The sequence below is a fragment of the Nostoc sp. genome, from assembly GCF_054880495.1.
The window spans coordinates 1-22005 of the sequence record NZ_JBTYKD010000012.1 but is presented as its reverse complement, the minus strand read 5'-3'; the positions used below and the strand labels follow the sequence as shown (position 1 = coordinate 22005).

The window sequence follows — 22005 nt, the reverse complement described above, 5'->3', positions numbered from 1 at the left end:
TGACATCATCCCCGCCGTAAACGGTCGGGGATTCCTAAGACTCACGACTTAGGTTTCTGTTTCATAGCAACCGCCTCACCCCCTAAGAGGATTTGGTCTTATGTCCGCTCCACAGACTTTACGACCGTGTGTCCCACGGCAACTTGAAAAAAACTTAATGTTCAGGTGTTTTGTAACTTAAGGATGTTTCCATTGCCTCTTGTTCTTATCCCAGTCTGCCGACATTTGGGCACCGTCGATAGTCTTGTATCGAACTCTGGGGTTAGGCTTTCTGTCTCCGATGTCTGAGTGGGTCAGCGACCACTCCTAACTCTACCACAATACCTCTGATAGAAATACAAACTTTGTTAAAGCCGGGAAACAAAGCACGGGGTTTTAAACCCAACTTTCTGATAAAAATAACCCAATGCTGATGTGGGGTACGATCGCTGCTTTCGGTGCCAGAATTTTCAGTACTCATCTGCTTATAGCCTCCCACATCATATGTAACACTTGTAATGTTAGTCTGGAGACTCTTCAGAGATAGGTTCCGATTCGGTTTCAAGTTCTTCTGTTTTGACTTTGGCTGGAGGTTTAACGGGTTTTGGGCCACGCGCTAGGGCAGGATTCCCCGGCTGCCTCTTTTCATCCCCATAGGATGATGCTTTTTTCTCTGTGCCAGAGGAACGATTACGAGTCGGTTTTGAGCTTTTGAGGTTGGATTCAATAGGAGGTATAGAATCGGAGTTTTCGGAATTGTTGTCAGTACTTCCTTGGGACTGACGTTCCGATTTCTTGATTGGGCGTTCTACCATTGTTGATTTTTGCAAATTTATCTGTATAGTACATCGGTTTGGTGACTATTTAAACTGTTGAGTAGCATTTTTTAAAGATTTTATCAGAAAAGAATTTCGGAGTCACAATTGAGAATTCAGAATTTAAATGTGAAAATGGGTGCGTTCTCGATAGCTGAACGCACCTGACAACTATTCAACAAAATCACGTCGTGCCTGTTGAGTTAATTTCAACTTTGACTCTAAAACTACCCAATTCTCTTGCTCAATTAAGTTAGTCAACTCATCGAGATTATGGCGATACTGTTGGAGCGATCGCAGCAATGCTTGACGATTATACCGCGCCATCATTACGCCTAACTCTGGATTGCCACCACCCACACGACTGGTATCCCGAAAGCCGGAACTAGCTAACTTTTGGGCTAATTCCAAAACATCTGTTTCAGTTTCACTCAAACAAGCAGCAATCAATGAGGAACTGACCATTACAGGTAAATGGGAAATCCAACTAACAGCGCGGTCATGTTGCTCTGGTTGACAATGGTAGATATTCGCTCCCAGCGATCGCACAATTTCCTCCACAACGGTAATTGCAGTGGTAGTTGTTGTCGTTACCGGTGTTAATACATAAGGTTTATCGACAAATAAATGCCTCTGTGCAGCTTCTATCCCACTCTCTGTTCTTCCTGCCATTGGATGACCGCCGATAAAATTATTCCAAAGGGGAGAAATCGCCTTGACTATCTGGGCTTTCGCCGAACCTACATCAGTGACAACGGTAGCGACAGACAAATGAGGGATCAACTGTTCAAATTGAGGCACAATGAGGGCTAGAGGTGTACAAATAAATACAACCTCTGCGGTTGCCAACAGGTTCAGATCAACTGATGCTTGATCAACACTGCCGAGGGCAACTGCCTTTTCACAGGTGGATTCACGGCGACTAACTCCTAAGATATGATGTCCTTGCGATCGCAAATCAAAACCCAAAGAGCCGCCGATCAGTCCCAGTCCTAAAATCCCAATATTCATTTTTGATTTTGACATTCCGTTTTTTCTGACTTTACCAACTATTAAAGTTGGCATCCAAGGGGTAGCATCAATGACTATAGAGGAATTACTGGAACAATATGCAGCAGGAGTCTTAAACTTTAGTGGTGTTGACCTTGCGGAAGCTAACCTGAGTGGGGTTAAACTCAGTGGCGTAAATCTTAGCGATGCTAATTTGAGTATAGTTAACTTGAGTGGCGCGAATCTGAGTGAAGCTAACTTGAGCAATGCCAAGCTGAATATAGCCCGACTCCGTGGCGCGAATCTATCTAACGCCATCTTGAATAACGCCAGTTTGAACGTCGCTAATTTGATTCGAGCGGATCTCAGTCGCGCTCAACTTAAAGGAGCTTCATTGATCCGCGCCGAGTTAATTCGCGCTGATCTCAGTCGCGCCGACCTGTCAGAGGCTGACCTCACCAGTGCCGATCTGCGAGAGGCGACACTCCGCCAAGCGAATCTCCGTCAGGCTAACTTGAGTGGGGCACTCTTGAGAGGCGCTTCCTTGACGGGAGCTAACTTGGAGATGGCTAATTTAAACTCCAGTGACCTGAGTCGTTCTGACTTGAGCGGTGCAAATTTGCGAGATGCCGAACTCAGACAAGCCAATTTCAGCCATGCTAACTTGAGCGGGGCAGATTTGGGCGGGGCGAATCTCCGGTGGGCAGATCTGAGGGGGGCGAATCTCCGGTGGGCAGATTTGAGCGGCGCAAAATTGAGCGGGGCTAATTTAATTGGCGCAGATTTAAGCAATGCAAATTTAACGAATACTAGTTTAATCCACGCCGATTTAACTCAGGCAAAATTAATTAAGACGGAATGGATCGGTGCTGATTTAACAGGAGCAACTTTAACTGGGGCAAAACTTTATGCCACCTCCAGGTTTGGTTTAAAAACCGAAGGTATGACTTGTGAATGGCTTGATCTTAGCCCCGCAGGCGATCGCTCCATAATCCAAAAGTTCGATTCCGAAGACTCACGAGATTTTTTTAACGAAACACCGCCAACAATTCGGATTATTGTTGATGCACCCCTAGAACATGAAGCCAGTTTTGCGATCGCTGGGGCTTACTACCAAATTGCTCAAGAATACCGGGGGCTGAAACAACCCCCAAGCATCGACAGTGGGTGTCGTCGCACTGTTTTCACCTTTTATCTAGATAGCGACGAAGCCTTATTTTCCACTGCTTACATTGTGATTCTTCCCTTTCTAGATGCGGCATCTACCCAAAAGAATATTTTCAGTCTGGTGGAAATGATTAATAGTGAAGTTGTTGCCAACAAAAATTTCAAATCGCCGGATATGGTGAAACAATTAAATATTCTTGTAGAGCAAGCCATAAGTCAGGCTACAACAATTAAACAGATGAAAAAAAATATCGCAGTCGCCGCAAAATTAAATTTTTGCCAAGCCCCAACCCAAATAATTTTAACGAATTCCAGCGCCCACAATTTGATTGTCCATGACCATCCCAACTTTGGGAAAAGATTTATTAATCGCTCTGCTCTCAATACTTCAGCTTATGATGATACATCCCATAACTCCACAAAATATATATTGCCTTCCTTAGATATGGTTATAGATTTTTTTAAAGGATTTCACTATATTAGTCATTAGTAATTCGGCATTGGACAAATGAAAAATGACAAATAACAAATTTCTGGAGGATAAAAATGCGCGATACCTTTAATAAAATCATCGGTCGAAATCGCTATGTAGTCTTTCGCCTATTTCTGCACTTAGGGGGAGGTGAGGTAGCCCCAATTATGGGAGTATTGAATAGTGCTGGACGAGATGCGATCGATGCCGATGGCGATTTAGAAGTTTTGGGAGAAGGATTGGTAGAAATTAGCCAAACCCTGTTGCAATACGATGAATATTGGCTTTCTGCTGCCAACGAAGGCGATGTATTTTGGGATGAAGGCGAGGCGGGAGATTACGTGAATGAATTATTTACTGATTCTGCCCAAAGATATCTTAGTGAACCAGATTACAGTTCTGACTCTGGATTGAATCAACCTTTATCTATACCTGTAACCCGCAACGTCATTGTGATAATTACAGTAGCTTATGAAGGAGAAATACCACAGTTAGAAACTGATCTTTCTAACGTTCAGTCCCTGAAGGAAGCTTTTAAAGCTTTAATCAATTTGCACTATAAACATAAACTCAAGGCAATCCAAGTACATTTCTCGCCAGCACAGTTAGGCGATGAACTCACTAGCGATCAACTGTTGCAATATTACCCAGAATTGATTCCTTTGTAATCTGTTGGGTAGTCCGTACTTACTACTCACATCGAGAAATTTTTAAGCTCAGAGATAGGACAATAATCCAATGATCATGACCATAGTACGTAAATTTACAGCCGTTTTTTTAGCTCTGAGTTTGTGTCTGACAACTGTCGCTTGTGCAGGCCAAAACCAAACTAATTCTTCACCTAAGAACGTTAGCCAAAGCTTTAATGCCACCAAGCTGAGTGACGGGGAATATCAAATACAACAAGCTACTTATGACGATGCAACTGGGGAATACAGCTTGTTTTTACTTAACAATAATCCTCCAACCTTTGCAACCGAAAATTTGCAAATGGCACGGTTAACTGATGATCAAATCAAGCAAGGTAAGAAAAGCTATCTAAAGGTAGAAAAAGGACAACCGATTTTATATGTGACGGAAGACTTTAAAATTGAGTACGTCCACAACGTTACCGAGAATAAAACCAATCCTCAAACAGGACAACAAGAGACGGTTGTAGTCCGTCGAGAAAATAATTTCTGGGCACCGTTTGCTGGGTCTGTAGCTGGTAGCTTGGCTGGTCAGGCAATTGGTAGTATGTTCTTTAGACCCCAATATTATGTACCCCCTGTCTATCAATCAGGTCAAGGATTAAGTGGCTTCGGTGGCTATGGGGGAAGCTATGGCCAAGCAGTTCAAAACTACCAAACTCGCTATAATGTGCCACCCGCAGCCGTAACAAATCGCACTGCCTTCCGCAATACAGGCACAATTAGAAGATCATATCCGGGAAATTCAACTATACGCAATACACCGCGTAGCACTACAGGTAATAACCGTCCTTCGGGTTCTGGTTTTGGTGGTAGCAGCTTGCGACCCTCTGGTAACTCCAGCACCATCAGACGCAATTCTGGTAGTAGTTTTGGTAGCGGGCGTAGTTCAGCACCCCGCCGTTCAAGTGGTTTTGGCAGCAGACGCCGTTAGGAAATTCTAAATTCAATAAATACACCACCTAAGAAGTGAAGGTAGCGTGTTGCATAAAGAAGTCGGAGGATCACAAGTCAACCCTCCGGCTTCTCTTTATATCTCAATACGCTGGGGTTAAGGCTTGATTCTCCCTAACCTAACGTGAGTTCGACGGAAGTAAAAAACGCCAGGAGGTAGTGCAGGATTTGGGTAAATGTCAATCGAGGGTTTTTTGGGCAAATAGGTGTAAGCTGCCATTTTTAGTACTGACTCGGTTTTGGAAGTAGTCACAACAGGAAGTGTGTGGCGGTGTATATCCAAGATACATGAGAGATTTGCAGCGTCTCTTGTTAAGAAGTTTCCTGAAGTAAATGTGATTTTTCCGAGGTATGAGCCTGCTTACGGTGCTGGTTTGTTGGCGTTGCAGACAACTCAAAATTGACGGACTACTAACTGTTAACCGAAGAACGCAATAATACGAGTTTTCAGTCTGTAAATATCCGCCCTAAGAAAGTTACTATTTCAGACCAAGCAGCAGTGGTAGCACTAGAATCATAACGATAACCGTCGTCGCGCATGAATGTATGTTCTGCTTCATACAAAAGAACTTTGTGAGGCACGTTAGCATTCTCAATTGCTCTGATTATGGTTTGGCGATCGCTCTCTGGGATATGAGGGTCAAGAGTACCGAACACTATTAGCATCTCGCCTTTGATTTCACTTACCCGCTCGATTGTATCGGCTACCTCTTTACCCAGTTTGCCACTGGGAATACCAGTCGGGTAACAGCAGACGCAAGCCCGAATTTCGCTTTTAAATGCCGCGCGGAAAGCTAAATGTCCACCAATACAAAAGCCTAAAGTGCCTATTTGATTTGGAGAAACCGCACTCTCTGTTTTCAGAAATTCAATCACCGCCAGGCAATCGGCATCATAATCAGCTACGGAGGTTCGACGAGCATCGTCATTTCCGCGCATCCGTCCCAGATCGTCTGGCTCAATTACTAAACCAACTGGCTCAATTCGGTGAAAAATTTCTGGGGCTGCTACTACATAGCCGTATCCTGCTAAGTAGTTAGCTAGACGAATCATTGCATCACCTAACTGATAAATATCACTGTAGAAGACAATACCAGGGTATTTTCCGGTTGCTTTGGGAGCCGCTACATAAACACGCATTAAGCTGCCATCTACTCTTAACTCAACATTGCGCTTAGTGATTTGCACTTTTTTGTCTCCGTGTATTGCCGAAGGCATTCATCCGCATCTACACAATACCCGAAGTTTTTCCAGCATCCGGTTACTTTTAACCCACAATTTGGCGTTCTTCTGTCAGTGAAAGTTTGTTGCGATCGCCTTAATAGTTAATAAATAAGTATTAAATTTTATAAAGTAATGAATTGGGCTATTTAGATCATCTGTGATATGAATCAAAAAAATATTCTTACTTGGGGTGATGTAGCTTACGCTTCCCGAATTGCGACTGTAGGATCAGAGCATGAATGGGAAGCATTAGAACTGATTTGGCAAGCATGGGAAATAATAATCCAAGCTGGACTTACAACTTATTCTAATAAGCCTGAATTTTTGCAAGTGATCATACACTTTGTTGCTCTTGTAAGTTTTTACCTAGAATTATTGAACGAGGATGATTGGCAATACTATGCTTATTATTACATGAGCGAGTGGATTAGAGCTATTAGGATGGCTGATGATTCTCTCCAATACATAATCGAATGTGTAGATAGTTTGGCTTTACCCCTAGTGCCAAATTCAGAATTAGATAGTTTACTTTTATATTCTATAGATATTGCTTTACAGCAAATTATACAATTATTAATAGATAACCTTGACAATAATTTAATGTTATTTAAAGCACCACAAGCTATTAAGTATAAACATTTTGAAGAAGAGGAATATGATTTTCAAAGAATAGACGCTGAACTAATAAGTGAAACTATATTACTGGAAAAAATAATTAAATCATCTGAGAAGCATGAAGACTTTTATGAAGATAACCAATTTTTAAAATATGAAGTTGCAATTATAGAAATATTTGAAAATCAAGAAATTATGGATAACACAGATTTTACACCTGATTTTGATAATTTTGGTCATTTAGATGATTTTAAGCACTCACAAGAAGTTACGGATGCTGCTAATCAAGTATTCAGGTTTTTCTCTTCATATCAATTAAAACCTAAGCATTCTATTAAGCGAATTTCTGACGAAACTGGGTTTACTGAAGCAGAGTTAGGACGCTGGATACGTACAATTAATCGCAAAAAACAAGTAATTTTAAGCGGTTCGCCTGGAACAGGAAAAACCTTTATTGCTGAACACCTTGCAAAACATTTAATAGGTGGTAGTGATGGCTTCTCAGAACTTCTTCAATTTCATCCCACATACTCTTATGAGGACTTTATTCAAGGTATACGTCCTCAAAGCCAAGATGGACAATTAACATACCCTTTGCTTCCAGGCAGTTTTCTAAAATTCTGTAAAGAAGCAGAGTATCATCAAGGGACTTGTGTTTTAATTATCGATGAAATAAACCGTGCAAATTTAGCTCAAGTTTTTGGCGAACTAATGTACTTGCTTGAGTACCGAGATAGAGAAATTCCATTAGCTGGTGGTAACAGGTTTCGCATCCCGAAAAATGTCCGCATTATTGGCACAATGAACACAGCAGATAGGTCTATTGCAAATATAGACCATGCGCTACGCCGCCGCTTTGCATTTATTGAACTTAGCCCAAACCATGATGTCCTGCGAAGTTATCACCTAAAAACAGGTTTTGCAGTAGAGGGATTAATTAACATTTTACAGCAATTAAATCAGGCGATCGCAGATAAAAATTACGAAATTGGTATTTCATTCTTTTTAACAGACAACCTACGTGAAGATATAGAAGATATCTGGCGCATGGAAATTGAGCCATATTTAGAAGAGTACTTTTTTAACCAGCTACAAAAAGTAGATGAGTTTCGTTGGGATGAAATTAAAAATAAACTATGGATATAAACCCCGCACAACCAAGAATCATTGAACTTACAGAATACGAAAATAAATTATTTCAGCGTGATGAAATACCCTATTCAGCCGGGGTTGAGTTATATGAGAAATACAAAATACAAGTAGATATAGAATTTCCTACCTATAAAACGAGAGAAAATTGGAAACTGAAAGCTAAAGGATGGGTAGGTTACATTCCTGTAACTCCTGAATTGCATCTAAAAATAAATCCGAAAGTGCCTATCCAAAACCTCTTCGGAATGCTGGAATATGCCTACAATTTGAAAGGGTTTCGCTTTCTCGAAGGGCTGATGGATTGTGAATCTAACTCAGAAACAAGTCAGTCATTCTCAGGGTTGAACTCAGTAAGCAGTGGAGTTTGATAAATATGTGAGGTTCAAAGAAGCAGAACTTGATGTTCAACAAAACTCAATTTTTGTCAAGTTGCGAATAATAGCATAAGCGCTTAATAATAGAGAAGAATTATGTGGAATTTAGGTATTGTTCTTCTGCCTAATTTTCTAGGTTTTGGTGCGTTGTTCGCTTACGTTTTCACCTTGCTACCAAGTGGTTTAAAAGTAGTTTTTCCAGCAATTAAAAAAGCCGGAGGGTCACAATTCCTTTGATATTTAAAATTGGTGTTGATGCACCAGTACAAGCCGCATCTAGCCAGTGCATTTTCTCTAAATTTTGAGGAAAGCGATTAAATTTGGTCAACCCTCCTGAACCTGTTTTTACAGGTAATCTAGTTGTTTTTAAAACTTCCAGCAATGCCAAACGAGTTGTATTAAGTGCGGCTGCATCTGCTAAAGGTCTTCAAGCTTGACTTAAAATTTTCTGTACTCGCTCTAAGTGGAATATTACGCTAGAGTCGGTAAAAGTGAATACTTAAGATATATTCAAAACTTTGTAGTACGATTGAGTATTTAAATGGTTAAAGTAGCATTACTGATTGGAGTTAGTGAGTACGAATCTGATTTAGAGGTATAGCTAAGTGAAGGTATTCGACTTTGATGATACATTTAGATTGTGGCAACGCGATCGCACAGCCAGGAGCTAGACTATAAAATATGCGGACATGATATAATTGCCAACTCCTAAAAAAAATCCCCACCCAGACATTTGCCTGAGTGAGTAATATGAGGTGGGACAAGATAATCTTCCCAAAAGAAGTAAGGGAATTATTTGCTCTCTGTAAAATCAGCGTCAATCACATCATCGGCGCTACCAGAGCTAGATGTCGAACCACCATCTTGAGGTTCAGCATTTGGTGCAGCACCGCCACCGGCTTGTTGATAGATGTTGCTACCGACAGCGAATAGCGCTTGTTGCAATTCTGGGGTCAGCTTCTTGATTTGCTCATCGTCTTCTTTAGCAACTGCTTCCCGCACTTCTTTTACCAAACCTTCGACTTTGGTCTTATCAGCAGCCGGAACTTTATCGCCCAATTCTTGTAGCTGCTTCTCAGCTTGGTATGCCAAAGAGTCGGCTTGGTTCTTGCGTTCAATCTTCTCACGCCGTTCTTTGTCAGATGAAGCGTTCTGTTCAGCTTCTCTCACCATCCGGTCAACGTCATTTTTATCCAGGGTGGAAGCGCCAGTTATGCTGATGGACTGTTCTTTAGCAGTACCTTTATCCTTAGCGGTGACATTAAGGATACCATTGGCATCAATGTCGAAGACTACTTCAATTTGAGGAACGCCGCGTGGTGCAGGTGGAATACCATCAAGGCGGAAGGTTCCTAAGCTCTTGTTATCGTTAGAGAATTCGCGTTCACCTTGAAGGACGTGAATTTCTACGTTGGTTTGACCATCCACAGCAGTGGAGAAAACTTCTGATTTTTTGGTGGGAATTGTCGTATTCCGGGGGATAATTTTGGTCATTACGCCGCCCAATGTTTCTACACCCAAAGATAGCGGTGTCACGTCTAACAGCAAGATGCCAGTTACATCACCAGCCAGTACCCCAGCTTGAATGGCTGCACCAACTGCTACCACTTCATCGGGGTTAACACTTTGGTTGGGGTCTTTACCCAATACCTGCTTCACAATCTGGTGGACTGCGGGAATCCGGGTAGAACCACCAACTAACACCACTTCATCAATATCGCCTTTGTTTAACTTGGCATCCCGGAGGGCGTTTTCCACAGGAACACGACAACGGTCGATTAAGTCAGAGCAAAGTTCTTCAAACTTGGCGCGAGTCAAGGTTGTATCCAGGTGCTTAGGCCCATCCTGGGTAGCGGTGATAAATGGCAGGTTGATTTCTGCTTGAGTGACGCTAGAAAGCTCAATTTTGGCTTTTTCTGCGGCTTCAGTCAGACGTTGTAAAGCTTGCTTATCTTTTCGTAGCTCAATGCCTTCGTCTTTCTTGAACTTCTCAGCTAAGAAGTCAACTATTTTTTTATCGAAATCGTCACCGCCGAGGTGGGTATCACCAGATGTGGCTAGTACTTCAAAAACTCCGTCTCCTACTTCCAGCACGGATACGTCGAAAGTACCACCACCAAGGTCAAACACAAGAATGGTTTCGTTACTCTTCTTGTCAAATCCATAAGCCAGAGAAGCAGCAGTAGGCTCGTTGATAATCCGCAGAACTTCAATCCCGGCAATTTTACCAGCGTCTTTTGTCGCTTGGCGTTGGGAGTCGTTGAAATATGCCGGAACGGTGATTACAGCTTGGGTTACGGTTTCGCCCAGGTATTTGCTGGCATCTTCAACTAGTTTGCGAAGAACTTTTGCAGAAATTTCTTCAGGAGCAAATGGTTTACCAACGATTGGACAATCTAGTTTGACATTGCCGTTGCTGCTGAGGACTTTGTAAGAAACTTCTGTAGCTTCATTACTCACTTCGTCGTAGCGGCGTCCGATAAAGCGTTTGACTGAGTAAAACGTATTTTCGGGGTTCATCACCGCTTGGCGTTTGGCGATTTGACCAACCAAATTGTCGCCATTTTTCGCAAATGCGACTACTGATGGCGTTGTCCGAAAACCTTCAGCATTAGCAATTACTGTGGGTTTACCACCTTCCATCACTGCCACGCAGGAGTTCGTTGTTCCTAAGTCAATTCCGACTACTTTTGCCATTTTAGGTGCTGGCTCCGTATAACTACAAATGAATGAATGAATGAGAATATAAAGGACTAAATTTTGAACCAACCGGGTCAATAAATCAGCCAGTTCAGCATGAATACCTTTGGTTTGGCTTTCCTGGGGTTAAAACTCCAGATTATGCTGATATATATACTGAAGCTTAGTGCTAGCCAGTCCATGAAGGGTGGTTTCCCGAACCTTGCTTGGGACAGTTAAACTAACTAAATTGTGTTTTTAGTTGGTTCATGAATTAATTGCCTTCACTCTGTCTAATGTATAAGAATTAATACTTTCAGCAATTAGGGTGAACCGTAACGTCAGAGTGGTGTTTGCCGTCTTTAGAGGCAACAAACTACAAAAGCCTGGATTGATTCCGATCGTCTATCTCGGTGGTTGATGGGTTTTAATGCGGTTAGCCACAGCCCCCGGATTAGGTGATAGCGCCTATCTCAATCTAGTGGCAGCAACCCAACCCTTCTGGGGCGGATTCGCCCCCGCCCTTGTCACCTTTTTAATTACCTCAGGATGTCTCCTTAGCTCTGCGACTGCTGTTTCTAACTGTCCACGGATTTTGTATCAGTTAGCCAAAGATGGCTACTTATCGCCCGTATTTGCCGTGTTGTCCAGCCGGGGAGTGCTTGAATACCTTGCCAAACACGAGAAAAACCTTAGATTTATAATTAATGCGACGAGAAAAGAGTTTCCCAGTCAATCACAGGCGGTCTTTGTCCCTGGTTGACTATTTCAAAAATTTGTCTGGAACTACTTGGGTAAAAAAGGCATTCCACACAAGCGTTTGCTACGTCAATCCGGCTGGCATCACCCGAAAGTGTATCCCCGGTGGCTACGACCACACCGTATTTACCCCCGGTTTTTGCCTTGAGAAGGGTGTTGAGGTCGTATGACGTATATGGCCCGTCAATGAGGCGTCCTGGGCGGATAATGGTGTAGGGTAATCCAGAATTAATAATCGACTCCTCACCCTTTTGTTTGGCATCCAAGACGCCGAACGCGTTAAGAATACTAAAAGGAAACTGATTTTTACGGAGAATTCCACAGGAAGAGACGAAAACGAATCGCTGCAAATTCCGGGGTGCTGCTGCCACTAGGTTGCTGATACCTTGGGCATCGACCTTTACCGGACTATTATTTGCTTTTGCTTCACTAGATTTGGGGTTAAGGAAAGTGATTCCCCATTCAATCAAGTTTGGAGGTTGGTCAAACTCCCATCGTGTAGAGGGAAAGGCAGTGGTTCCGGTACAACTTATGATCTGGGTGACATCTGGCATTGCGGCTGGCAGTGTAGCTGGCTGGCGGATGTCACCAACGGCAATTTCTACTCTCTGGTTAAACATTTCTTCAGCTTTTGCGGCATTGCGTGTCAGGACACGAACTTTCAAGCCCTTTTCTAGCAGCTTGCCTACCACGAGTTGCCCTACTCCACCAGTAGCACCAGCAACTAGTACCAAATCTTTAACTGAAGTTTCAAAAGAAGTCATAAAAGTGCCTTTGAGATAGTCTATGCGGTTCTCAATTGTATGGAATACAGCCCACTCGTAGGCGGTAAAAATCAGCACGAATATTTTTTAGGCGATAACTGCGTAGGCGTAGCCCGTACTTCGGCAAGCTCAGTAACCATCGTAGACATCACACTTAGAGGGGGAATTGCGCCCCAATTGTTCGGTTCTACCACTGTCATCAGTACACAAATAGATATAACCTCTTAGGTAGTAGTGAAATGTCTACCCTAGACGCTGTTAGTCGCTCTTGAATTAAGGGGTGAAAACTTGTGTACAAATGGATATTGCCAAGCCTGAGCGAAATCTTGGCTGAAAATCAATCAAGTGTGACTGAATGTTCACCTGCTAAAGCACAGCAGCAGTGGCGTGTCAGCCTCGCAGCAACAGAACATTTGCTATTAAATACTTTAGCAGATTCTTCAACAGGCAGAACCCAAGGATTGGTTTTAGCTGCACCAGCACCATTATTGAGTCAGCCAAAACTGACTCAAAGCTTACAAACAGTAACTTTTACGGCAAAACCATTTAATCCTTTGGCGCTGATGCCATTTCAAATGCCACATGCGATGCCTGAGTTGGTAACAGAGCCACTTGTAGCGAGCGCAGTCCAAGTAAGTCGAAGTGCGGGTTACGCCAAGGCCTCTGTAAATGAAGAAATCGCTCCCGATGAATCGCTACTTTCCTTACTACCTGCCGATCCGTTGGGTGCAGAGCAGTTTTGCTTAGTTTTTACAGATAAATTTAGATTAGTACTAGTTTTAGCAACACACAAGAACGGTAAAAAAACCTTTTCATTTTCTTTTGAGCCAGAGGTAGTACAGCAGGCTTGGCGATCGCTAGGAGCAAGGGTAATGCTCGCTAATCCAGAATTTTTCGCCCGCCTGGATGCCTTAGTAGAACAGTATTCCCCGGTAGCACCAGATTACCGGATCATGATTGAGTTTAGCCAGTTGTTGCTTCAGGAATTAACCGAACCAGAAGGGACTGGGGACAAGGGGGACAAGGAAAATAACCCATGCCCAATGCCCAATGCCCAATGCCCAATCCTCAATGCCCAATCCTCAAATCCTGATGTAGAATTCCTCCAAGCCTTTGCTCACGAAGTCCGCACACCTTTAACAACTATTCGCACCATGACTCGTCTGCTGTTGAAGCGGCGAGACTTAGATGCTGGGGTGATCAATCGCTTAAAAATTATCGATCACGAGTGTACCGAGCAAATTGACCGCATGGAGTTGCTGTTTAAGGCAGCAGAACTGGAAACTACTGCTTCCACAAAATCTTCAAAAACTCAACTCACACCGATGTCTTTAGATCAAGTGTTGCAGCAGAGTATTCCCCGGTGGGAACAAGCAGCGCATCGGCGGAACTTAACTTTAAATGTTGTTTTACCCCAGCAATTACCAACGGTGGTGAGTAATCCCACCATGCTGGATCAGGTACTCACTGGTTTGATAGAGAATTTCACTCGCAGCTTACCCCCCGGCAGCCATATTCAAGTACAAGTTATCCCGGCTGGAGATCAGCTGAAGTTACAATTATCGCCCCAATTTGGGTGCAAAGATTCAAGTAAAGCCGCCACACCTACAACGCCACCAATTCGTAAGGCGCTGGGTCAACTGCTGATGTTCCAACCAGAAACGGGTACAATTAGTTTGAATATCGCCGCAACCAAGCATTTGTTTCAGGCGATCGGTGGTAAATTGATTGTGCGCCAGCGTCCACATTATGGGGAAGTTTTGACGATTTTCCTGCCTTTAGAAGTTAGCAAGCAGAAGCCGGGAGTTAGGAGTTAGGAGTAGAGAGGCGATTAATCGCCTCTCTACACGAGTTAGGAGTTAAAAATTCATAACTCATCACTCATAACTCATCACTAATTTTCTGTAGCGATCGCTCTTGGGGTATTGGTGTCAACTTAACGTAGAAGTTAGACTTGGCAAGCTTTCCAGGTTTGACCCTCACAAGAACAGCCCCTCTCCCAAAATTGGGAGAGGGGAGCAAATTCTCTAGTTCCCCGAATCCCAACTTGGGATTCGGGGTTAGGGGATGAGGGCAAAACGCCTTCTCAAAGCAGATTTTTTCTTAAGTTGACACCAATGCTCTTGGGGTATTAGCAACAGTTGCCAGTTGCACTGTAAATGTGGAACCTTCAGATAATTTACTTTTTACAGAAATAGATCCGCCAGAGCGTAACAGCAATTGCTGTACAATTGTTAACCCCAACCCAGCACCACCATAATCTTCAGTTGCGGCTGTACGCACACGATAAAACCGCTCAAAGATTTTGGTAATTTCGTTTTCGGCAATACCGATACCTGTGTCACGGAATTCTAATTGGACATAATCGCCTTGAATACGAGCACGCACCCATACTTGACCACCATTAGGGGTAAACTTAATGCTGTTATGTAGCATTTTGATCACAATTTGCCTCAGACCACCGCTCACGCACCAAACAGATGGGATTTCAGGCGGTACAGTGTAGGCTAAGATAATCCCTTTTTCTTGGGCTACAGTTTGATACGTACTGACTACTCCAGGCACAATATCTGAGAGACGCACTGACTCCAAAGTAGTTCTCTCCAAATTCCGTTCTAGCTGCACCAGTTCCAACAAACCAGTAATCAGGGAATTTTGTTGATCGCACTGGGTATTTAACATCTGTAAATAACGTTGTCGCTGGGGGGGTTTAAGATTAGGGGAATTCAATATCGAAAGTGCTGTCTTCATGTGCGTCAGGGGTGTACGCAATTCCTGACATACATTTTTCAGGTATTCATCTTTGAGTTGCTCTTTGTTGTGCAGTTCTTCCTTTTTCTGCTCCAACCTAGTGGTGCCTAGTGTGATGATTTGACGATTAATTTCATCTTGTCGAAGGAGTTGTTTTGCCAACAGTTGATTCATCAGTGCGGCTTGAGGCACAGTTGGACAAATAAAACTAGCAAGTAAAATTGGCGATGATTCTGGCGCAATCCCTTTTCGGATACCATCTAATACTTGCTGAATTATTCTCCCCTCAACAGTAGTTATAATCAGCAACGGCTGGTTTTTGTTTTTATTAGTATTTACCTTCACCGATGTCTGATTTTGGCGTTTTTTAAGTGGTCGATAAGCCAAAATTAAACTGCAAAACTGGGGCGATAACACCATCAAAAAGTTTTCCCGTCGCATTTGGCTATCTGGTGGGAGGTGAACAGAGACATGATGAGAGGATGAGGGGGATGCATTTACTCTTCCCTCTGCCTCATCTCCCCCTGCTTCCTCAATCTGACAAGTATAAATGAGACTAGACGCACCTACAGAGGATTTATAACGCGCTAATTCTGATTGCCAAATTTTATCTGGTGGTAGCTTCACCCATAAAGTTGCTGCAATTTGCTGCTCAATTAGTAAGTCAATTTGCGCTCTCACCAGTGATAGCAGGGTAGCAGGACTGAGGGACAATGGTTTAGGAGGCACTTGCACTCCCATAACCAGTTGATAAACAGACAGTTCCTTAGCCAGAGATACATTCATGAGTCAAGCACAACAAGGATGAAGCAAGAAATAATTCTGTTTTCGATTCTCGCCTTTATGTGTGCATTTTTTACAAATCCCCACGGAAAGAAACATGAACTATGAATTATGGGCGATTTTAATTTTGTGAAATACACATTTTAGGGTAGCACATATCTGCTACCCTTGAGATTAAGCCGATATGTTCAGTCTTTGGTGTAAAGCGTCGCGTGCGTGTTCTCGGTCGTCAAAATGTATTTTTTCAGTACCAAGAATTTGATAGTCTTCGTGACCTTTACCAGCAAGCAAGACTCCATCACCGGGTTGTGCTTGTAAAATAGCAGTACGAATTGCGATTGCGCGATCGCAAATTACAGTTGGCTGCACTGTGTCAGCAATTCCCGCCAAAATATCTTGCAAAATCCGTTCTGGGTCTTCAGTGCGGGGATTATCCGATGTCACCACCGCCACATCAGCTAATTCAGCAGCAATTTTACCCATTTTTGGGCGCTTAGTGCGATCGCGATCGCCTCCACAACCAAACATACAAATCACCTTCCCAGGTATAAACGGACGTGCAGCTTTCAGCAAATTTTCTAAACTATCCGGTGTGTGGGCATAATCCACAATCACGCTAATATCTTGGTCAGGACTAATCTCTACCCGTTCCATCCGTCCGGGAACTCCGGGAAACTCCGGTATCACAGATGCGACTAACTGTAAATCTAGCCCTAAGTGTAAAACTGCTCCTACGGCTGCGAGAAGATTTTCTAAATTATATTGTCCGACTAGAGGCGATCGAAAAGCCACGTCACTATGAGGTGTATGTAATGTCCCACTGACACCATTGGGCTGGTAATTTAAATCACTCATCCATAAATCAGCGCTGTTATCGTTGACACTATAACTCCAAACCCGTTGGGAATCCAACGAAGCGATTAACCGTTTGCCATAGGAATCATCAGCATTAATTATTGCCCGTCCCTTGAGATACTCAGGGCTAAATAACAACGCTTTGGCAGTAAAATAATCTTCCATGTCGCTGTGATAGTCGAGATGGTCTTGGGTAAGATTACTAAACACTCCCACCTCAAATTGACAACCCAACACTCTACCTTGAGCCAAAGCGTGGGAACTTACTTCCATCACCCCGAACTCACTACCAGCATTTACAGCCTCAGCTAGCTGCTGTTGCAGTTCCACCGCAAAGGGCGTAGTATGGGCAGCAGTTTGCTCAAAACCTGCCCAACGAGTGTAGAGAGTTCCCATCAAAGCTGTAGCTAGATTAGCTTTGATCAGCAGAAATTCAATTAGATGAGTCGTTGTAGTTTTGCCATTTGTACCAGTCACGCCTACCAGCTTGAGTTTTTGTCCAGGATAACCGTAAAAAGCACTGGCTATCTGGGCGCAAGCTTGAGTTATGTTACTTGCGCTGATTACCACAGCCTGATTTGTGGGAGGATTTTTATGTGCAGCTTCGAGAGAGACGATCGCAGCTACGGCACCAGATGCGATCGCACTTTGCCAAAATTCCCCACCATCAACCCGCGTTCCTGGCATCCCAATAAACAAATCTCCCACAATACAAGCATGGGAATTTGTCTTCAAACCCCTAACTTCCACATCCTCAAAAATCGGATAATTAGGCAATTGCTCAACACTATCCACCGCCGTTAGTAATTCCCGCAATTTCATCTTGTGAACCTCGCCACATTAATCTTGCGATTATTCTGCATTATTTTTTTCTAATTGGCTAAATACTTACGTAACATTTGCTCCAACTGCTGCACACTAGCACGAGGAGAAGGACGCGGCAATAATTTCTCTTCTTCCTCTGCGCCTCTGTGGTTTGATAAATAAATTACTGGCACCTCATACTCATATACAGCCAACCAATCTTCACGAGTCGTAATATCCCTAATTTCCAACTCGAAACTGAGATTTTGGATTTGTTCTAGCTTTTCCTGCAAGCCTTCACATAAATGACAGCCGGGTTTACTGTATAAAATTAATTGCATTGTTTCTTTAAGAAGTTATATAGCCTTTCCCAATCCCATGAAGTACATCATAGCCCCCTCCTCACTTGCCTACGGTGTACACGCGAATTCTATTCGCCAAGGCGCTTTTACCTAACTTCAGAAGAAAAGCTGCCAAAAATATCACAATTTGGGAAAATAAGAAAGTAAGTCGAATATTATACGACTGACCCAAATTCCTCTCGGAAAATATGACTCATCCTTTCCTTGAACGCCTGCGTAGTCCAGATAGCCCAGTCCTCGTCTTTGACGGGGCGATGGGAACCAACTTACAAACCCAAAACCTGACTGCTGAAGACTTCGGCGGCCCACAGTATGAAGGTTGTAACGAATACTTAGTCCACACGAAACCCGAAGCTGTCGCTAAGGTTCACCGCGACTTTCTCGCGGCTGGTGCTGATGTGATTGAAACCGATACCTTTGGCAGTACGTCCCTTGTGCTGGCAGAATATGATTTGGCAGACCAAGCCTATTACCTCAGCAGGACAGCCGCAGAATTAGCCAAGCGTGTGGCGGCGGAATTTTCCACGCCAGAAAAACCCCGATTTGTGGCAGGTTCCATTGGCCCGACAACTAAACTCCCTACCTTGGGACATATTGACTTTGACACCATGAAAGCAACTTTTGCTGAACAAGCAGAAGCGTTGTGGGATGGTGGTGTCGATTTATTTCTGGTGGAAACTTGCCAAGATGTGCTGCAAATTAAAGCGGCGCTGAATGGGATTGAAGAAGTGTTTGCTAAGAAGGGCGATCGCCGGCCGTTGATGGTATCTGTGACAATGGAAAGCATGGGTACAATGTTGGTTGGTTCCGAAATCAGTGCTGTGCTGACAATTTTGGCACCTTATCCAATTGACATTCTCGGTTTGAATTGCGCCACAGGCCCAGACTTGATGAAACCACATATCAAGTATTTGGCAGAACATTCACCTTTTATCGTTTCCTGTATTCCCAACGCGGGTTTACCTGAGAACGTCGGCGGTCAAGCGCACTACCGCCTCACACCGTTGGAATTACGGATGTCATTGATGCATTTTGTTGAAGATTTGGGTGTCCAAGTGATTGGGGGTTGCTGTGGGACGCGTCCAGAACACATTCAACAATTGGCAGAACTTGCTAAAGACCTGAAGCCAAAAGTTAGACACCCAAGTTTAGAACCCGCAGCAGCATCAATTTACACCACTCAGCCCTACGACCAAGATAATTCCTTCTTGATTGTCGGTGAACGTCTCAACGCCAGTGGTTCCAAGAAGTGCCGCGATTTGCTAAATGCAGAAGATTGGGATGGACTCGTTTCAATGGCGAGGGCGCAGGTAAAAGAAGGCGCACATATCCTCGATGTCAACGTGGATTATGTGGGACGTGACGGCGTGCAGGATATGCACGAATTAGTTTCGCGCATTGTGAATAATGTGACATTACCTTTAATGCTTGACTCCACCGAATGGGAAAAGATGGAGGCGGGTTTAAAAGTTGCCGGTGGTAAGTGTTTGCTGAACTCCACCAACTACGAAGATGGGGAACCGCGCTTTTTGAAAGTGCTGGAGTTAGCGAAAAAGTACGGCGCTGGTGTAATCATTGGTACTATCGATGAAGATGGGATGGCGCGGACAGCAGACAAAAAGTTTGCGATCGCCCAACGCGCATACCGTCAAGCTGTAGAATATGGCATACCTCCCACAGAAATATTCTTTGATACCCTAGCTTTACCAATTTCCACCGGGATTGAAGAAGACCGAGAAAACGGTAAGGCGACAATTGAATCTATCCGGCGGATTCGTCAAGGATTGCCTGGAAGTCATGTAATTTTGGGTGTTTCCAATATTTCCTTTGGTTTAAATCCAGCGTCGCGCATGGTGCTGAACTCAGTATTTTTGCACGAGGCGACGACGGCGGGAATGGATGCAGCCATTGTCAGCGCTAACAAGATTTTACCACTCTCGAAGATTGAGGAACGCCATCAAGAAATCTGTCGCCAGTTGATTTATGACGATCGCAAGTTTGAGGGTAACGTCTGCGTGTATGATCCCTTGGGAGAGCTTACCACAGTATTTGCCGGAGTCACAACAAAACGCGATCGCTCCTTAGATGAAAGTCTCCCCATCCCAGAACGTCTCAAACGCCATATCATCGACGGCGAACGCATTGGCTTAGAAGAACATTTGAAAAAAGCCCTAGAAGAATATCCCCCCTTAGAAATTATTAACACCTTCCTGCTAGATGGTATGAAAGTTGTCGGGGAATTATTCGGTTCTGGACAAATGCAGCTACCCTTCGTCTTACAATCTGCCGAAACCATGAAAGCGGCGGTTGCGTATTTAGAACCGTTCATGGAAAAATCAGAATCTGGCAACAATGGTAAGGGAAGCTTTATCATTGCCACAGTCAAAGGCGATGTCCACGACATTGGTAAAAACTTGGTGGATATTATCTTATCCAACAACGGCTACAAGGTGATTAACCTGGGAATTAAACAGCCGGTGGAAAATATTATCAAAGCTTACGAACAGCACAAAGCTGATTGTATTGCCATGAGTGGATTGCTGGTAAAATCTACCGCCTTCATGAAAGAGAACTTGGAGATATTCAACGAAAAGGGAATTAGTGTCCCCGTGATATTAGGTGGTGCGGCGTTGACTCCCAAATTTGTGTATGAAGATTGCCAAAAAACCTACAAAGGTAAAGTTGTTTATGGCAAAGATGCCTTTTCTGACTTGCACTTCATGGATAAATTAATGCCAGCAAAGGCCGCTGGTAACTGGGAAGATTTGCAGGGTTTTTTGGATGAAGTCGAAACTGCTGAAGTTTCGACAAATGGTCACAAAGAATCAGTAACTACAACTGCTGAAGAAACAACATCTGCTAAACCAAAAGAAGTAGATACGAGACGTTCTGATGCTGTGGCGATAGATATTGAACGCCCAACACCGCCTTTCTGGGGAACGCAGTTATTGCAACCTAGTGATATTCCCATCGAGGAAATATTCTGGCACTTGGATTTACAAGCTTTAATTGCTGGACAGTGGCAATTCCGCAAACCAAAGGAGCAATCTAAGGAAGAATATCAGGCTTTCTTGGCTGAGAAAGTTTACCCAATTTTAGAAACTTGGAAACAGCGAATTATTGAAGAGAATCTGTTGCATCCCCAAGTGATTTATGGGTATTTCCCTTGTCAGTCTGAGGGGAATTCTCTACATATATATGACTCAGAGAACCAATCACAACAGGTTGCAACTTTTGAGTTTCCCAGACAAAAGTCATTAAGGCGGCTGTGCATAGCAGATTACTTTGCACCAAAGGAGTCAGGAATTATTGATGTATTCCCGATGCAGGCGGTGACTGTAGGGGAGATTGCAACAGAGTTCGCCCAAAAGCTGTTTGCTGGGAATCAATACACCGATTATCTGTATTTTCACGGTATAGCGGTGCAGGTAGCGGAGGCTGTAGCTGAGTGGACACACGTCAGAATTCGCCGAGAGTTAGGTTTTACTGCCCAAGAACCCGACAATATTCGGGATATATTGGCGCAACGCTATCGTGGCTCACGGTATAGCTTTGGGTATCCAGCTTGCCCAAATATCCAAGACCAGTATAAGCAGCTGGAGTTATTGCAGACTGACAGAATTAACTTGTATATGGATGAAAGTGAACAACTTTATCCAGAACAGTCTACCACTGCGATTATTGCTTATCACCCACTAGCAAAATACTTCAGCGCCTAATCCTTCCCCTCTCCTTACCAAGGAGAGGGGTGCCCGAAGGGCGGGGTGAGGTTATTATCTTATGAACACAGCGCCTAATCTCTTTTCCCCTCTCCTTA

At 43.6% G+C, this 22005-nt stretch carries 18 protein-coding genes and 2 pseudogenes; 10 read left to right on the top strand and 10 right to left on the bottom strand.

Annotation, left to right across the window (positions count from 1 at the left end; genetic code table 11):
- Positions 1 to 262 precede the first annotated feature (262 nt).
- From ACYTXL_RS01165 to ACYTXL_RS01155, 3 genes are all read right to left on the bottom strand, one after another.
- On the bottom strand, positions 263 to 460 hold the full coding sequence (locus tag ACYTXL_RS01165) for a hypothetical protein (protein ID WP_461923136.1): 198 nt from the start codon (positions 458 to 460) through the stop codon (positions 263 to 265).
- A gap of 40 nt (positions 461 to 500) precedes the next feature.
- Positions 501 to 794: a hypothetical protein gene (locus tag ACYTXL_RS01160; protein WP_461923135.1), complete on the bottom strand. Its 294-nt coding sequence runs from the start codon at positions 792 to 794 to the stop codon at positions 501 to 503.
- Positions 795 to 965: 171 nt separating this feature from the next.
- Positions 966 to 1805: a prephenate/arogenate dehydrogenase gene (locus ACYTXL_RS01155; protein ID WP_461923152.1), complete on the bottom strand. Its 840-nt coding sequence runs from the start codon at positions 1803 to 1805 to the stop codon at positions 966 to 968.
- Between the two features lie 70 nt (positions 1806 to 1875).
- Here ACYTXL_RS01155 and ACYTXL_RS01150 point away from each other — a divergent pair, with 70 nt between their 5' ends.
- The 4 genes and pseudogenes from ACYTXL_RS01150 to ACYTXL_RS01135 form a co-directional block, all read left to right on the top strand.
- Positions 1876 to 3441, top strand: coding sequence for a pentapeptide repeat-containing protein (locus ACYTXL_RS01150; RefSeq protein ID WP_461923134.1), 1566 nt, complete (start codon positions 1876 to 1878; stop codon positions 3439 to 3441).
- A 56-nt stretch (positions 3442 to 3497) separates the two neighbouring features.
- On the top strand, positions 3498 to 4091 hold the full coding sequence (locus tag ACYTXL_RS01145; RefSeq protein ID WP_334789688.1) for a DUF1517 domain-containing protein: 594 nt from the start codon (positions 3498 to 3500) through the stop codon (positions 4089 to 4091).
- Between the two features lie 70 nt (positions 4092 to 4161).
- On the top strand, positions 4162 to 5046 hold the full coding sequence (locus ACYTXL_RS01140; RefSeq protein ID WP_461923133.1) for a hypothetical protein: 885 nt from the start codon (positions 4162 to 4164) through the stop codon (positions 5044 to 5046).
- A 235-nt stretch (positions 5047 to 5281) separates the two neighbouring features.
- Positions 5282 to 5470 (top strand): annotated as a pseudogene (locus ACYTXL_RS01135) (ATPase); the annotation flags it as partial.
- Positions 5471 to 5513: 43 nt separating this feature from the next.
- Here ACYTXL_RS01135 and ACYTXL_RS01130 read toward each other — a convergent pair.
- Positions 5514 to 6254, bottom strand: coding sequence for a dienelactone hydrolase family protein (locus ACYTXL_RS01130; RefSeq protein WP_461923132.1), 741 nt, complete (start codon positions 6252 to 6254; stop codon positions 5514 to 5516).
- Positions 6255 to 6452: 198 nt separating this feature from the next.
- On the opposite strand from ACYTXL_RS01130, the gene ACYTXL_RS01125 reads away from it, so the two are divergent.
- From ACYTXL_RS01125 to ACYTXL_RS01115, 3 genes are all read left to right on the top strand, one after another.
- Positions 6453 to 8051, top strand: coding sequence for an McrB family protein (locus tag ACYTXL_RS01125; protein WP_461923131.1), 1599 nt, complete (start codon positions 6453 to 6455; stop codon positions 8049 to 8051).
- Positions 8042 to 8425 carry a hypothetical protein gene (locus ACYTXL_RS01120; RefSeq protein ID WP_461923130.1) on the top strand — a complete coding sequence of 128 codons (384 nt, stop codon included), beginning with the start codon at positions 8042 to 8044 and terminating at the stop codon, positions 8423 to 8425. Before ACYTXL_RS01125 ends, ACYTXL_RS01120 begins: the two co-directional genes overlap by 10 nt.
- A 102-nt stretch (positions 8426 to 8527) precedes the next feature.
- Positions 8528 to 8668: a hypothetical protein gene (locus tag ACYTXL_RS01115; RefSeq protein WP_461923129.1), complete on the top strand. Its 141-nt coding sequence runs from the start codon at positions 8528 to 8530 to the stop codon at positions 8666 to 8668.
- On the opposite strand, the pseudogene ACYTXL_RS01110 reads toward ACYTXL_RS01115, so the two are convergent.
- The 3 genes and pseudogenes from ACYTXL_RS01110 to ACYTXL_RS01100 all read right to left on the bottom strand — a co-directional run.
- Positions 8649 to 8858, bottom strand: a pseudogene (locus tag ACYTXL_RS01110) (RNA-guided endonuclease IscB); the annotation flags it as partial. The gene ACYTXL_RS01115 and the pseudogene ACYTXL_RS01110 sit on opposite strands and share 20 nt — an antisense overlap.
- A 365-nt stretch (positions 8859 to 9223) precedes the next feature.
- Positions 9224 to 11128 (bottom strand): molecular chaperone DnaK, encoded by a 1905-nt coding sequence (dnaK, locus tag ACYTXL_RS01105; RefSeq protein WP_461923128.1) that lies wholly within the window; start codon positions 11126 to 11128, stop codon positions 9224 to 9226.
- A gap of 686 nt (positions 11129 to 11814) precedes the next feature.
- Positions 11815 to 12633: an SDR family oxidoreductase gene (locus tag ACYTXL_RS01100; protein ID WP_461923127.1), complete on the bottom strand. Its 819-nt coding sequence runs from the start codon at positions 12631 to 12633 to the stop codon at positions 11815 to 11817.
- A gap of 39 nt (positions 12634 to 12672) precedes the next feature.
- On the opposite strand from ACYTXL_RS01100, the gene ACYTXL_RS01095 reads away from it, so the two are divergent.
- Positions 12673 to 12861, top strand: coding sequence for a hypothetical protein (locus ACYTXL_RS01095; protein ID WP_461923126.1), 189 nt, complete (start codon positions 12673 to 12675; stop codon positions 12859 to 12861).
- A gap of 62 nt (positions 12862 to 12923) precedes the next feature.
- Positions 12924 to 14450 (top strand): sensor histidine kinase, encoded by a 1527-nt coding sequence (locus ACYTXL_RS01090; RefSeq protein ID WP_461923125.1) that lies wholly within the window; start codon positions 12924 to 12926, stop codon positions 14448 to 14450.
- Positions 14451 to 14736: 286 nt separating this feature from the next.
- On the opposite strand, the gene ACYTXL_RS01085 is transcribed toward ACYTXL_RS01090, so the two are convergent.
- The 3 genes from ACYTXL_RS01085 to ACYTXL_RS01075 form a co-directional block, all read right to left on the bottom strand.
- Positions 14737 to 16170 (bottom strand): DICT sensory domain-containing protein, encoded by a 1434-nt coding sequence (locus ACYTXL_RS01085; RefSeq protein WP_461923124.1) that lies wholly within the window; start codon positions 16168 to 16170, stop codon positions 14737 to 14739.
- Positions 16171 to 16341: 171 nt separating this feature from the next.
- A complete protein-coding gene (locus ACYTXL_RS01080; protein WP_461923123.1) occupies positions 16342 to 17844 on the bottom strand; it encodes a UDP-N-acetylmuramoyl-L-alanyl-D-glutamate--2,6-diaminopimelate ligase in 1503 nt (500 codons plus the stop codon).
- A 50-nt stretch (positions 17845 to 17894) separates the two neighbouring features.
- Complete coding sequence (locus ACYTXL_RS01075; RefSeq protein ID WP_461923122.1) at positions 17895 to 18167, bottom strand: glutaredoxin family protein; 273 nt, start codon at positions 18165 to 18167, stop codon at positions 17895 to 17897.
- Between the two features lie 209 nt (positions 18168 to 18376).
- Between ACYTXL_RS01075 and metH the strand changes: the two genes are divergently transcribed.
- Entirely contained in the window at positions 18377 to 21907 is a 3531-nt protein-coding gene (gene metH, locus ACYTXL_RS01070; RefSeq protein WP_461923121.1) for a methionine synthase, read from the top strand.
- Positions 21908 to 22005 lie beyond the last annotated feature (98 nt).